Here is a 13,344-nt window from a genome sequence, read left to right as displayed (position 1 = left end):
TATTGCCGTAGAGAGCTAGTTCATGAAGCTGGATCAAAGAAAAGCTGAACAAACGTGGGTAACTCTCAAGTAATAAGATGGAATTTTAATAAATTGTTTTTCAAATTTCTTCAAATTTCAGCTTATTACCGTAGAGAGTTCGTTTGTGAAGCTGGATCAAAAGAAAAGCTAAAGGCAGCGGGTAGCTCTTTGGAAAAATCTCAGAAATTCGTTTTCTGGTGTTCTTTACCAGAAACTAATTTTTGAATTTTTCCCGAAGAGTTGCTTCCTGTGCTGGATCACTAGAAAAGCTGAAGGAACTCGTTCAGCTCTCAAGCATTAAAGTAAAGTTATACGAAATTGCTTACGCATTTAGGACGAAAAACAGCCGATAACTTTTACCAATCCTACTCAAATGAGGTGAAAAGATGAGTTTATATTTAGAAATACCCGAATTACATAGTGCATTTCCCTTTCGAACTTTTATTAATGATGGGTGGGAAATTGTTTATCCTCACTGGCATAAGGAAATTGAGGTTATTTATTGTTTAACCGGCACAGTTAAGCTGGGGGCTTTTGGGGAGATTTTTGAACTGGCAGAAGGAGAGATTTTTTTCTTTCCCAGTGGCGAACCTCATTTTTTTCTAGCCTCTCCTGATAGCAAACGGATCGTTTTCCAATTTGATCTGCGCTTTTTTTATGAACAAAATAATTTAGTAACAACAGATCGAACATTGTTACAACTTTTTGATGAAGCACCAAATTATAGCCAAGACTGGCCCATTGCCGCGCAAAAAAATATCAATCACTTGTTACGTACTATCTTTAACTGCCATGAAGGAAAAAGTGAGGGTTGGCAATACGGTGTGACAGGGCTTTTGACACAATTTATTTACGCCTTGTATCAATTGGCACCAAAAGAAAACGTGAAGCAAAGTACCGCAAAAGAAAATTTAAAGAGTCGTGAGACATTAGAATTATTGGATCAAATTTTTGAATATGTCGAAGCGAATTTTGACTCCCCGATTACTTTAGAAGCCGCTGCCCGACAAGTAGGCTTTAGTGAAACATATTTTTCCCGCTTTTTTAAACAAAAAGTAGGCCTGCCTTTTTCACAATACTTGAAAGAATATCGGATTGAACAAGCGAAGTTTTTATTGGCCACAGAACAGTTACCGATGAGTGAAGTTGCTGCGAAATCAGGTTTTGCCAATGTTAAAACTTTTCACCATGTTTTCAAAAAAACGGTCGGTTGTGCGCCATTGCAGTATCAAAAACATTTGATTTAATTCCATAAATGCTGGAAATAAAACGAAACGGAAATTTTTTGTCTATCATTTTAAAACAAAGAATTTTTGTTAGCTTAAGCTTTATCCAATTGAGGCAACATTGCCCTTCTTGTGTTAAAAAAGCATCTATTCTGTAAAAAAACTGCAAAAAAAAAGCACCTTCTCCAAATGAGAAAGTGCCGAATTAGCTAATCTTCATCTAAAGAAAGCTCTGGTGCCAAAAGTGGGGCTGCCGCTTTTTTGACTGCAAAGAATTTGCGGGTTTCTTTGACGACGACAGGACTTAATAAAATCAGCGCGATAATATTAGGAAATGCCATTAAGCCGTTGCAAATATCGGCTATGGTCCACACAGCTGAAACAGTCAAATAAGGTCCAATGAAAACCGCTGCAACGTAAACAACTTTGAAAGGATTGGCAAATTTATTGGTATTAAATAAATAAGCCAAGCAACGTTCTGCGTAATAATTCCATCCCAAAATCGTGGTGAAGGCAAAAAATACCAAACACGTCATCAGTAAAAAAGAAACGATTGACGCAGATAACGGCAATGCTTCACTAAACGCATGGATGGTTACTGCAGCACCATCTTTACCGATTTTCCATGCGTCTGTTAATATAATGGCCATCCCCGTCATATTGCATACAATAATGGTATCAATAAATGTGCCGGTCATCGAAACTAAACCTTGGCGCACGGGTTCTTTGGTTCTGGCTGCTGCGGCAGCAATTGGCGCGCTGCCAAGACCTGATTCATTGGAGAAAATACCGCGGGCAACTCCTTTTTGCATCGCAATCATCATGGCACCCAATGCACCGCCTGCCGCTGCTTCAAAACCAAAAGCACTGCGAAAAATTAAACCGATCACACTAGGCAATTTCGTTGCGTTTAAAACAATTAGCCACAAACATAAGCCGACATATAAAAGAATCATGGCTGGCACAATAATTTCAGAAACTTTGGCAATTCGTTTGACACCGCCAATTAAAACCCCCGCCACACAAATCGTCACCAGCAATCCTGAAACAATCACGGCCCAAGAGTAGTGGTTACCAAATAATTGTAAGGTATGATTTTTATTGGGATCAAAAAAAGTTTCCGCCGCCGACGTAATGCCGTTAATTTGCGTTAAGGTTCCAATCCCTAACAAGCCGGCTAAAATACCAAATAAAGCAAAGGCTTTACCAAGGGGGCGCCATTTTTTTCCTAACCCTTTTTCAATGTAGTAAAAAGGGCCACCCAATGCTTTACCATCTGCATCAAAGGAGCGATACTTGACTGCCAGCAGACCTTCAGCGTATTTTGTCGCCATGCCGAAAAGTCCTGCTAACTCTAGCCAAAACAACGCGCCGGGACCACCAGCGACTATTGCGGTTGCCACGCCGACAATATTTCCCGTTCCAATTGTCGCCGATAAGGCCGTACACAGTGCCTGAAAACTCGAGACATCCCCTTTGCCGTCTTCTTCATCTTGTACCATGAATTTCAACGCCAACGGTAATTTTTTCAACTGAATAAAACGGCAACCAACCGTTAAAATTAGCCCAATTCCCAAAATTAACAAAATCATGGGAGCACCCCAAATCATGTCGTTAATTTTTACGAGTACCTTATCCATTTGATTCCTCCTTTTAACCCCTGCTAAAAAATGCACCGTAGTCTAAAGTTTATCGCTAAAAACGGATAAAAACTTTTACGAACTACGCGATTTCTTAACGAAAAAATTTCCCTTTTGTCTCTGTACAATGGTAGTACTTCACCGATTCCAACCAACCTTTTTATTTTCATAATGATCTGAATATTTTGCTATTTTATCAGGTTTTCACCTAATTTTCTACTGGTTTGGTAATTTTTTTCTCTTAGCCCAGGAAATTGTTCGGATTTTTTGTGATTTTCTCCCAATAATTTCCATCTGCTGAACAAAATCTCCAAAAATTAATATCCAACTATCCCGTACTTACCAAATTATTTCTTACGGTGATAAATCACAAAACCTATACTCAATCCAATTCCAATGACTGCAATAAACACAAGCCTCATGCTACTTGAAGAACGTACCCAAATGTCTGTTGGACCTTCATTTTGACCAATAATTTTACCATTAATCTGTTCCATCTGACTTTCCTCCAGTGTATTTTAGTTAGTATACCATGCTTCAATTAGACGTCATGCAAAATCAGAAAAAGGTAAGAAAAGCGAAACGAACTCATTTGGCTTTTGAATAATAAGATAAAATCTTGCTACAGTCGCTTTATTCCTTGTAAAAGTCATATAATCTCTTTACCTACAAAAAAAGACAGCGAGGAAAATCCCGCTGTCTTTTTTTTACGTATATGACAATGAAAATCAGCACCCGCTATTTTACTTTTGTGACAAAATCGAATAACTGGTTTTTATCGTATAGCTGATGATTGCACTTATCGCTATCGACACAAATATAGTTGCCCTTTTTGGTATAAGTACCATCGCCACCCTTTTTAGTCGTAGCTAAAAATAAGGCAACTTCGCTGGTTTTATGACAAATGGAACAAACATTTTTCAAAATATTGCTAGAAAAATTGCCATTGAGTCCCTGCAATCCTTTGTCATCGTAATACAAAATAAATTTTTGCTGCTGGCCTGGATCGTTCCAACCAATATAGGTATGTTCTTTTAAATCCATGGTTTCAAAAGCTGGTAAACGTAATTTTTTAGTCTTGCGAAAAACTTTTTCTACTTGTTTGGCACTCGGCGCGACAAAAGGCGTAACGTGTTCTTTTAATTCATTTAAATAACGTTCCGCTGAAGCCTTTGTCAAATGGGGATTCAAAATGAACTGGAGCAATTCAGATTTTTGGGTCGATTCTTCTGGCAAAGTTTCATTAATTTTTTCTGTTGTTAAAGCCTGAACGGCGTTGACTGTTTGTTTGTCATTGACGGATTGATAGACATTAATCAAATCGTCGATGTCTTTTGCTAAGGCAAAATATTGATAAGGTTCTAGTTTCATAAGATTTTCCTTTCTCCAAACCGCTGAAGCGCAGAAGAAAGTCACAACTGCGACATCAGAATAACTGCCAGCTAATTGTGCGTACAGAAGATACAAATCGTATCATATGACCACCACCTTGTTATAATCCCCGTTATCATACCCGCATTTCAAAAAAAAAGCAACGGCCCTGCGCCGCTAGTCAAAAAGTTTAAAAATTGGTAGAGTTGAAGTAGAAAAGCTAAATGCAGTGGGTAGCTCTTTGGAAAAATCTCAGAAATTCGTGTTCTGGTGCTCTTTACCAGAAACTAATTTTTAAATTTTTCCCGAAGAGTTGCTGCATGTGCTAGATCAAAGAAAAGCTAAATGAACGGGGGCAGCTCTCAAGCAATAAGACGAAATATGGATAAATTGTCTCTCAAATTTTTCCATATTTTGGCTTATTACCGTAGAGAGTTCGTTTGTGAAGCTGGATCACTAGAAAAGCTAAACAAACGTGGGGCAGCTCTCATACAACAAAAGTAGCTTTTTTCATTATTTCAGTCAGCTGTTTATTTCACAATATTTCAAGGAGGAAAAACATGAAAGTTTTATTTATTTTTGATGATGGTATTTTCTCATCCTTTTTTGTTTACGATTTACAAAATAAAGGGACGTTATGGCGGATTGCACCGGAAATTCGGCTTCACAACATTACATTAGGTGAACTGTATGTCAAAAATTCTATTGATGATTTTTTAAAGTATTTTTCTGCCGCTTTTTCGCAATCGGTCACGAAATATTTTATTTTAACCAAAGAAGAAGGTTTGGCGGCCATTAAAGAAGCTGGGCTTGATACAGATGGTACGTTAACGATTACTTCAGAAAAAGATTTTACTGCTTTAAAAAACGGGCAAAAATTCCTATTAGGTCCGCAAAAGTTATCTTTAGCCGAAATTGATGCCTACATTAGTTATCAAATTGACGATGATCGTTCTTTTGATGTTTTCTCCCGCCAAGAAGACTTGATTCGTTTTATGAAATGGAAAACGGTGACACCTAGTCTTGGTGCCATTACACAAAATTTGGGCACGGTTAAAGAACATACCAAAAGTAATCTCGGCTTACGGGATATGTTAAAACTTGGCACTGGCTATTTAGCCAAAGGCAATGCCCGGATGAAAAAAATCAATGTCCCAGCTCCCGGGAGCTACACCGTAACAGGTGATTTTCCTTATCACCTTGCTACTGTTGATTGGGGGCAAAATATAATTCAACTTCATCCTGATTTACGGGATGAATAAGCAAGAAATTCAAGAAAATTGGAACGATCTCTTCAGCTTTCAAGTAATAAAAGGAAATCTGGATAAAACGCTCTTCAATTTCTCAAGATTTTGACTTATTGCCCGAGAGAGTTCGCTAGAAAAGCGCGATACAAAAAATCTTGAAATTTCGGATTTATTCCTTATAAAAAGATAAGAACCCTTTATCTAGCAAAAAAGTGAGAAACCAAAAATTTGGTATTCCCACTTTTTTTAGATTCATTTTTTATTGTTTATTTTTATCCGTAGCATCCCAAACTTGTTTCATCGCGGGAATATTGCCGATTTCGGTTAAATTAGTTGGTAAAATAACTGTATTGTGGTTGTTTTCCACCACATGTTTAAAGGCTTCAATCCCAAGATAAGACAACATTTTCTCGTCAATTTGACTTTCTTGAATGGCCTGATTGATTTCTCTAATCCGTTTTTTCTCTGCTTCTGTGACAATTCGAATACGATCCGCTTCTGCTTCAGCATCAATTTTAATACGTTCAGCTCTAGCGGTGGCATCGATTTTAGTTTGTTTCGCCCGGGCTGCAGAATCGATTTCCATTTCAGAGGCTTTGGCCTCGGAATCTAAAATCACCGATTGCTTTTTCCCTTCTGAAATTGTAATCAATGATTCTTTATCCCGACTAGCGGTAATTAGCTTATTCATGGAATTGACGATTTCATCGGAAACAGAAATTTCTCCAATATTAATGCGATCAATGGAAAGACCATAGCCTGCGGTAATATCTTTCACACTTTCATACAACGCCACATTGATTTCTTCGGTACCGTTTAGAACTTCATTTAAATCCATTTTACCGATAATGCCCCGTAAATTGGACTGACAATCTTGAATCATAGAAACAACCGCATTTTGGTTGTCATACACAAAAGCCCGCACATCTGTAACGTGATATTTAATGGCTTCGTCAATTTCAACGATAACATTGTCTTTTGTGATAACACTTTGCGGATCAATTTGAATTGGGATTTGTTTTAACGAAACTCTTTGCTTCACGTTGTACAAGATTGGAATTAAAAAATGCAGACCAGGATCGAGTGCTTTCACATATTTCCCGAAACTTTCTACTACTTTGACTTCCCCTTGTTCAACGATAATAACCATTTGCGATAACAATAAAATAAGTAGACCAATAATTACGATAACAAAGAAAATACTAAAAATTGCCAATGTAATTCACATCGCTTTCATATAAAGTATTGTTTACTTGGACCAATAATGCGTTGGGTGTGTAAGCGACAACTTCCAGCATATCCCCAACTTCCGGCAAACCAGCCACAACTTTATAATCATACCAGCTGCCCAAAATGCGCACGCTACCAGTAAAACTGCCTTTAGTTGTCCGAAAACATTTGCCTAACGTTTTTTCCATTTGATAATCCGCCAACGAACCTGCCCACCTCCTGTTAAAAAACCTCAAGCCCCAATCTTGATTGCTCTCATTATACCACTTGTAAAAAAAACGCCTAGTCAATTATTTGTGAAGTTAGTTGTTTTTCGACTAAAATAGAACTAAGAATATATTTACTAAGGAGAATAGCGATGGCATTCTTTAAAAAAGAACCCACCAAAGAAGAACAATTGCAACAAAAATTAAGAACTTGGCTCACGCAACAGGCCGGCCAAACCATTTCATTTACCAGTTTAAATGAATGCTTTTATCAAAATGATTTTTTTATGCTCCACTATTTTGCCGAAAGCGGCTTTCAAGCCGACAATAAACAATCGGTGCTAAAAGGAATGGTGACAAAAGATGTTTCCCAAAAATTAAGTCGCATCAAGGAAACGGATCTGAATGCTGAATTAAAAACCACAACAAAAGAAAAATCGCTTCTCGATGGTATTATCACCAGCGAACAAAATTATTTTCGGCTTTATGTAGCGCCCTCTCCTTTAAAAACAGGGCTTTTACTATTAGATAAGTTGCCGGAAACCAAAATTTTTCAAGGGGATAAAAAAACTGGGACTTTTGTAGCAAATAGTATCCACGAATTGCTTTATCTGTGCTACCGTTTTGATTTAGCCCAAAATCTTCAATTGGCAGTCAAAAATCTATCCTTAGAGCAATTATCGCCTCCATCGGTCACTTTGCCTATTTTGACGACTTTGACCGCTATTGCCCAGAATTCCATCGCAGAAATTGATTTACAGTATTTATTTACTTGGGTCTTGCAGTATAGTGCCACCATTACGGCTACCAGTACCCTTTTTTCTTCTTATGCTTCGGCAGCCCTACCAGAAGAAGTATTGGAGAAGACAGAGGCAATTGTCAAAGACCTTTCTACCAACTTTGCCCGCAGCACTACTACGTTAACTGAAAATGCGATCCAAGATTCGCTGGCTATTAGCAATCAATTATTAAATCAAATTCCCACGCTGTTTCAAGAAGCCAACCAGAAAATGACAACTTTAAACGAAAAATTGTTAAACTCCGATAGGGATCAGACCGAATAATGGTAAGAATCATTAAGAATCTTCTGCTATGGCAACGGCATCCAAAAAGTTTCATGTGAAACATTCGGGCGAAAAAAAATTTTTTCCATGCACATAAAAATAAAAGCCGCTTCATCACAAGATGAGACGGCTTTTATTTATGCTATTATTCGTGAGCTACTTTTGCAATTCTTCCTTGTTCAATGTAAACCATTAAAATACTCAAATCGGCCGGATTCACACCACTAATGCGACTCGCTTGGGCAATGGTTTCGGGTTGAATCTTGGTCAATTTTTGGCGGGCTTCAGTTGCTAGGCCATTAATTGCGTCATAGTCAATATTGGTTGGAATTTTTTTGGCTTCCATCCGTTTTAATTTTTCAACTTTTTCTAAGGCTTTTTTGATATAGCCTTCGTATTTAATTTGAATTTCAACTTGTTCGATTTCTTTTGGGGAAAGATTCTCGTCAGCAGGAATAAATTGTAATAATTCAGCATAACTAATTTCCGGACGGCGTAAAAATTCATTCGCCAACACACCATCTTTTAATTGCGCCGCACCTTTTTGTGCCAAAAAGTCTTGAACTTCAGCTGTTGGTTTAATGCGGATACTCTTTAGGCGGACAATTTCATTTTCCACTGCCGCTTTTTTAGCCAAATAGGTTTGGTATTGGTCTTCTTTAACCAAACCAATTGCGTGACCCATTTCCGTTAAGCGTAAATCGGCATTATCATGGCGTAAAATTAAACGGTATTCAGCTCGACTGGTTAAAAGACGATAGGGTTCTTGCGTCCCTTTGGTTACTAAATCGTCAATCATCACGCCGATATAGCCGTCACTGCGTTTTAAGATTAGCGGTTCTTTTCCTTGAACTTTTAACCCGGCATTAATACCGGCAATCAAACCTTGACCGGCAGCCTCTTCATAGCCAGAAGTTCCGTTTGTTTGACCGGCAGTATAAAGATTTTCAATTAATTTTGTTTCTAAAGTTGGGCGTAATTGATGGGGAACGACCACATCGTATTCAATAGCGTATCCAGTCCGCATCATTTCAACATTTTGCAAACCCGCAATCGAACGTAACATTTCAACTTGAACATCTTCTGGCATTGAAGTCGATAATCCTTGCACGTAGACTTCTTCTGTATTTAAGCCTTCTGGTTCTAAGAAAAGTTGATGGCGTTCTTTATCGGCAAAACGCACAATTTTATCTTCAATTGAAGGACAATATCTTGCCCCTACACCTTCAACAATGCCGGTAAACATTGGGGCGCGATGTAAATTCTCGCGAATAATTTCATGGGTTTTCGGACTTGTATAAGTCAGCCAACATGGTTCTTGATCTTGTTTATAAGCACTATCCGGGGTGGAATAACTAAAATGATTGGGTTCTTTGTCCCCTGGTTGAATTTCAGTTTGTTCATAATCAATTGAACCCGATTTTACCCGTGGCGGTGTTCCTGTTTTAAAACGCGCAATTTCAAAACCTAGTTCTTTTAAGCTATTGGCAAGCCCAACAGAAGGTTGAGAATTATTAGGACCAGAAGAATATTTCAATTCCCCAATAATAATTTCCCCTCGTAAAGCTGTACCGGCTGTAATAATAACAGCTTTGGCACTGTAATGGGCACCAGTATTTGTGATAACACCTTTACAAACGCCATCTTCGACGATTAATTTTTCCGCCATTCCTTGACGCAACGTTAAATTTTCTTCTTTTTCAATCGTGTGTTTCATCTCTTGTGCATAAGCATGTTTGTCTGCTTGTGCGCGTAATGCCCGCACTGCTGGACCTTTACCAGTATTTAACATCCGCATTTGAATGTAAGTTTTGTCGATATTTTTCCCCATTTCGCCCCCCAGTGCATCGATTTCTCGTACGACAACACCTTTAGCAGGACCTCCGACAGAGGGATTACAAGGCATAAAAGCCACCATATCCAAATTAATCGTCAAAAGCAGTGTTTTGTTGCCCATGCGTGCGTTGGCAAGCGCCGCTTCACTGCCGGCATGACCGGCACCAACAACAATTACATCATAACTTTCCGCTTGATATTCCATGAAATAATTCCGCTCCTCGTTTTAATTAATGTATTAATTTTCTTCCGAAAATTAGTTTGATTTTCACTCCGTATATCATTCTACTTATGACTATTACAATTCAGTTTCCTATCGTGTAATTACTATCTTCTTAACAGATTACGATCCTTGTTCAGTAGAACTGACATCCTTAATTTAGTTGCTAAAACAGCTTGCTTAGAAAATGAGCAATATGCTAATCAGTTTTCAATGACGTTTTATGGCATTTAAAATTGATTACATATTGTCGAATTTTCTAGCTGATTTAGCACGATTTGTTTAGCTGTTGAATAGACTGTTGTGACAGTGAGCAGGAAGATACAACCAACCGGATGGCGGTTTGTGTCATTCTGTTCGTTTTTCTTTCTGCCGAACTGTCAAGTCTATGACAGCGCGATTTCGTTTTAGTTAATGTATTAATTTTCACTTTATTTCGTATTTTATTTTGGAAGTTATTATTTTCCTAAACAGAATTGGCTGAACAGCTGCGTAATGAGTTCATCTTGCACGCTGTCACCGACGATTTCACCTAAGAAATCCCAACAGCGGGTCATGTCGATTTGGACTAAATCGACCGGCATACCAGCTTCAATTCCTGTTACCACATCTCCCAAAGCTTGATTGGCTTTTTCTAGTAAAGCAATATGACGCGTATTGGAAATATATGAAGCATCTTTTTCCCCCGTTTGACCGGCGAAAAAGAGATCCGCAATCGCCTGTTCCAATTGATCCAAACCTTCATTTTGTAAGACCGAAACTGCAAAAATCGGCGCATCGCCTATCACAGCTTGCAATTTTTCTAGTTCCAATTTTGTAGGTAAATCGGTTTTGTTTAATAGTACAATCCGTTTGGTATCTTGGGTAATTTCCAACAACTCCAAGTCAGCTTCTGTCAAAGCTTCACTCTGATTTAACACCAGTAAAATCAAATCGGCTTCTTGCAACGCTTTACGACTGCGTTCCACTCCGATTTTTTCAACGATATCTTCGGTATCCCGAATACCGGCAGTATCAATTAATTTTAAGGGCACGCCTCTTACGTTAACGTATTCTTCAATGACATCACGTGTCGTACCGGCAACATCTGTGACAATCGCTTTTTCTTCTGCTAATAAATGATTTAACAAACTGGATTTACCAACATTCGGGCGACCAATGATGGCTGTACTTAAGCCTTCCCGCAAAATTTTTCCTTGTTGTGCGGTTAAAAGTAACTGGTTAATTTGACCTTGGACTTGATTGGCTTTTTCTAATAACAATCGCGTCGTTAACTCTTCGACGTCATCGTATTCAGGATAGTCGATATTAACTTCCACTTGGGCCAAAGTTTCCAAAATCTCTTGCCGCAATGAGCGAATGAGACTGGATAAGTTTCCGTCCAATTGATTCAACGCCAAATTCATCGCTTTATCTGTTTTAGCCCGAATGAGATCCATCACTGCTTCTGCTTGGGATAAATCCACCCGACCGTTTAAAAATGCCCGCTTTGTGAACTCGCCAGGCTCAGCCAGACGCGCACCTTGTCGTAACAATAATTGTAGAATTTGATTGACCACGACAATCCCGCCATGACAATTAATTTCAATGACATCTTCACGGGTAAAAGTTTTTGGTGCCCGCATGACAGAAACCATCACTTCATCCACCATTTTTTCAGTAGCTGGATCAAAAATATGCCCGTAATGAATCGTATGGCTGTCAACATCAGCTAGCTGCTTACTGCCGCTGCGATAAACTTCATTTGCAATTTTCACCGCATCATCCCCACTTAAACGGACAATACTAATCGCCCCTTCACCAGGCGGGGTGGAAATTGCAGCAATTGTATCAAATTCTTGGGTAATATTTGCCATTGATTAAACTCCTTTTTAGACTTTAGCAACACATGACAATGAAAATTGATGATGATTGACTCGTCAAAATCAACCACGCAAATCAGTTAATTTATGATTTAAAAGGCTTTGTCACGTTTTATCGCAATAAAAAAAGTGCTGTATCTTTTGCAAATAGGAAAAAAACTTCTACTTTGAGAAGTCTGCCATTATTTACAAAAGACATCGCACTTTGACTGCAAGTCCTTAAATTCTGGTCATAGACTAGCATAAAATTCGCTATCTTGCAAGATTTCGTGCCAGAATTTGCCAGAGGTTTTAGCTTTACTTAAAGGTTCTTATCACGGTAAAATTATATTACAGTGAATTACAGCTTTTGCTGTTTGCAACAATAAAGTTGGTTTTGATAGTGAAAAGCCAGAAAAATGTAACATTTGGAATTTCCCCACTGAAGCCTAAGAGGAGTGAGCAATATGACATTTGACAAACAAAAAGAAGACGACATGCGCATTCATGAAGTTATTATTTCTACCGGCAACGTGAACCGCAGCTATGCCGTGCGGGATGTAATTTTCGTTGCAGAAAAATTTGAAACAGATTTATTTGACGAAAATGTCGACCCTAATGAATCTTTACAAGATATTATGCTGATGCTAAAGAGAAAAGCTTTTTCTTATGGTGCCAACGCTGTCATCAACTGCCACTTTGATCACGACCATGTCCAAGTTGACGGAAAAACCTATTTGGAAATTTTTGCTTACGGAACTGTGGTGCAATTTATCCAATCAACAGTTGGGGGCTAATTTTTCCCTCTACTTTTTACAGTCATTTTACTAGTGAAACTTGCTGTTCAAAAATTAATCGCGTAAAGGAGGTGTGACAAGAATTTTGTCCACCTCCTTTTTTGAGTATAAAAATCCTTATTTCATTTTATTCTATTGATAGTTATTGTAAATTCTTAACAAATTTGTGCTATCATTATTTTACTAGATAAAAATTAATTAATTGCGTTATTTAATATCGTTTAAAATCACTTATAACACAAAAAAATGGAGAGATTACAATGAAGAAATTTATCGTCGTGTTAGCGACAAGTTTGTTACTATCTGTAGGATTGATTTATTTTGAAAAAGATAGTTACCTCAAAATTATCGGTCTGGTTACTTTCTTTTTAGGTTTAGCCATGTCCGGAACACTTGTGTCAGGTGACCGTATGCGCGCCAACACGGCGAGAAAAACAGACATTGCCATGAATAACACGAATAATCTCTTCTTATACTTCATCCTATTTTCATTACCGCTTCTTATTACGGCTTATGTTTCTGGTGTATTCTAAGTTCCTCCACTGGTCATTAAAAATTTTGTAAAGAAAAATCACCTAAATTTCAGTTTCTTCACGAAATTTAGGTGATTTTATTTGATTCCATTATTTGATTCTAAGAACCCTA

The 13,344-nt window shown here is 38.0% G+C and carries 12 protein-coding genes; 5 read left to right on the top strand and 7 right to left on the bottom strand.

All coding sequences use genetic code 11. From position 1 onward, the window contains the following. Positions 1-407 precede the first annotated feature (407 nt). Complete coding sequence (locus tag RK01_RS10640) at positions 408-1,268, top strand: AraC family transcriptional regulator (RefSeq protein WP_016173292.1); 861 nt, start codon at positions 408-410, stop codon at positions 1,266-1,268. 188 nt (positions 1,269-1,456) lie between these two features. On the opposite strand, the gene RK01_RS10635 is transcribed toward RK01_RS10640, so the two are convergent. The 3 genes from RK01_RS10635 to RK01_RS10630 form a co-directional block, all read right to left on the bottom strand. After that, positions 1,457-2,887: an alanine/glycine:cation symporter family protein gene (locus RK01_RS10635; RefSeq protein WP_016173291.1), complete on the bottom strand. Its 1,431-nt coding sequence runs from the start codon at positions 2,885-2,887 to the stop codon at positions 1,457-1,459. A gap of 347 nt (positions 2,888-3,234) precedes the next feature. Further along, positions 3,235-3,384, bottom strand: a complete 150-nt coding sequence (locus RK01_RS13780) for a hypothetical protein (protein ID WP_016173290.1) — start codon at positions 3,382-3,384, stop codon at positions 3,235-3,237. A 241-nt stretch (positions 3,385-3,625) separates the two neighbouring features. Beyond that, on the bottom strand, positions 3,626-4,258 hold the full coding sequence (locus RK01_RS10630) for a FusB/FusC family EF-G-binding protein (RefSeq protein WP_016173289.1): 633 nt from the start codon (positions 4,256-4,258) through the stop codon (positions 3,626-3,628). 560 nt (positions 4,259-4,818) lie between these two features. On the opposite strand from RK01_RS10630, the gene RK01_RS10625 reads away from it, so the two are divergent. Continuing rightward, on the top strand, positions 4,819-5,520 hold the full coding sequence (locus tag RK01_RS10625) for a hypothetical protein (protein ID WP_016173288.1): 702 nt from the start codon (positions 4,819-4,821) through the stop codon (positions 5,518-5,520). 244 nt (positions 5,521-5,764) lie between these two features. Here the strand turns inward: RK01_RS10625 and RK01_RS10620 are convergent, their stop codons facing one another. Together RK01_RS10620 and RK01_RS10615 are read right to left on the bottom strand one after the other, a co-directional pair. Further along, positions 5,765-6,655: an SPFH domain-containing protein gene (locus RK01_RS10620; RefSeq protein ID WP_229084937.1), complete on the bottom strand. Its 891-nt coding sequence runs from the start codon at positions 6,653-6,655 to the stop codon at positions 5,765-5,767. Positions 6,656-6,707: 52 nt separating this feature from the next. Then, a complete protein-coding gene (locus RK01_RS10615; protein WP_016173286.1) occupies positions 6,708-6,923 on the bottom strand; it encodes a hypothetical protein in 216 nt (71 codons plus the stop codon). A 170-nt stretch (positions 6,924-7,093) separates the two neighbouring features. Between RK01_RS10615 and RK01_RS10610 the strand changes: the two genes are divergently transcribed. Beyond that, positions 7,094-8,005, top strand: a complete 912-nt coding sequence (locus RK01_RS10610) for a hypothetical protein (protein WP_016173285.1) — start codon at positions 7,094-7,096, stop codon at positions 8,003-8,005. Between the two features lie 145 nt (positions 8,006-8,150). Here RK01_RS10610 and mnmG read toward each other — a convergent pair whose 3' ends face one another. Beyond that, complete coding sequence (gene mnmG / locus RK01_RS10605) at positions 8,151-10,046, bottom strand: tRNA uridine-5-carboxymethylaminomethyl(34) synthesis enzyme MnmG (RefSeq protein ID WP_016173284.1); 1,896 nt, start codon at positions 10,044-10,046, stop codon at positions 8,151-8,153. 473 nt (positions 10,047-10,519) lie between these two features. Then, the gene (gene mnmE / locus RK01_RS10600) at positions 10,520-11,917 is read right to left on the bottom strand and encodes a tRNA uridine-5-carboxymethylaminomethyl(34) synthesis GTPase MnmE (protein ID WP_016173283.1); all 1,398 of its coding nucleotides are present in this window, start codon (positions 11,915-11,917) and stop codon (positions 10,520-10,522) included. Between the two features lie 452 nt (positions 11,918-12,369). On the opposite strand from mnmE, the gene RK01_RS10595 reads away from it, so the two are divergent. Further along, positions 12,370-12,699 carry a heavy metal-binding domain-containing protein gene (locus tag RK01_RS10595; RefSeq protein ID WP_016173282.1) on the top strand — a complete coding sequence of 110 codons (330 nt, stop codon included), beginning with the start codon at positions 12,370-12,372 and terminating at the stop codon, positions 12,697-12,699. A gap of 260 nt (positions 12,700-12,959) precedes the next feature. Continuing rightward, on the top strand, positions 12,960-13,232 hold the full coding sequence (locus tag RK01_RS10590; RefSeq protein WP_016173281.1) for a DUF5316 family protein: 273 nt from the start codon (positions 12,960-12,962) through the stop codon (positions 13,230-13,232). The last annotated feature ends 112 nt before the right edge of the window (positions 13,233-13,344 follow it).

Source organism: Enterococcus dispar ATCC 51266, assembly GCF_000406945.1.
Taxonomy (GTDB): domain Bacteria; phylum Bacillota; class Bacilli; order Lactobacillales; family Enterococcaceae; genus Enterococcus_C; species Enterococcus_C dispar.
The sequence above is the reverse complement of the archived record's forward strand: the minus strand, read 5'-3'. Positions and strand labels throughout refer to the sequence as shown.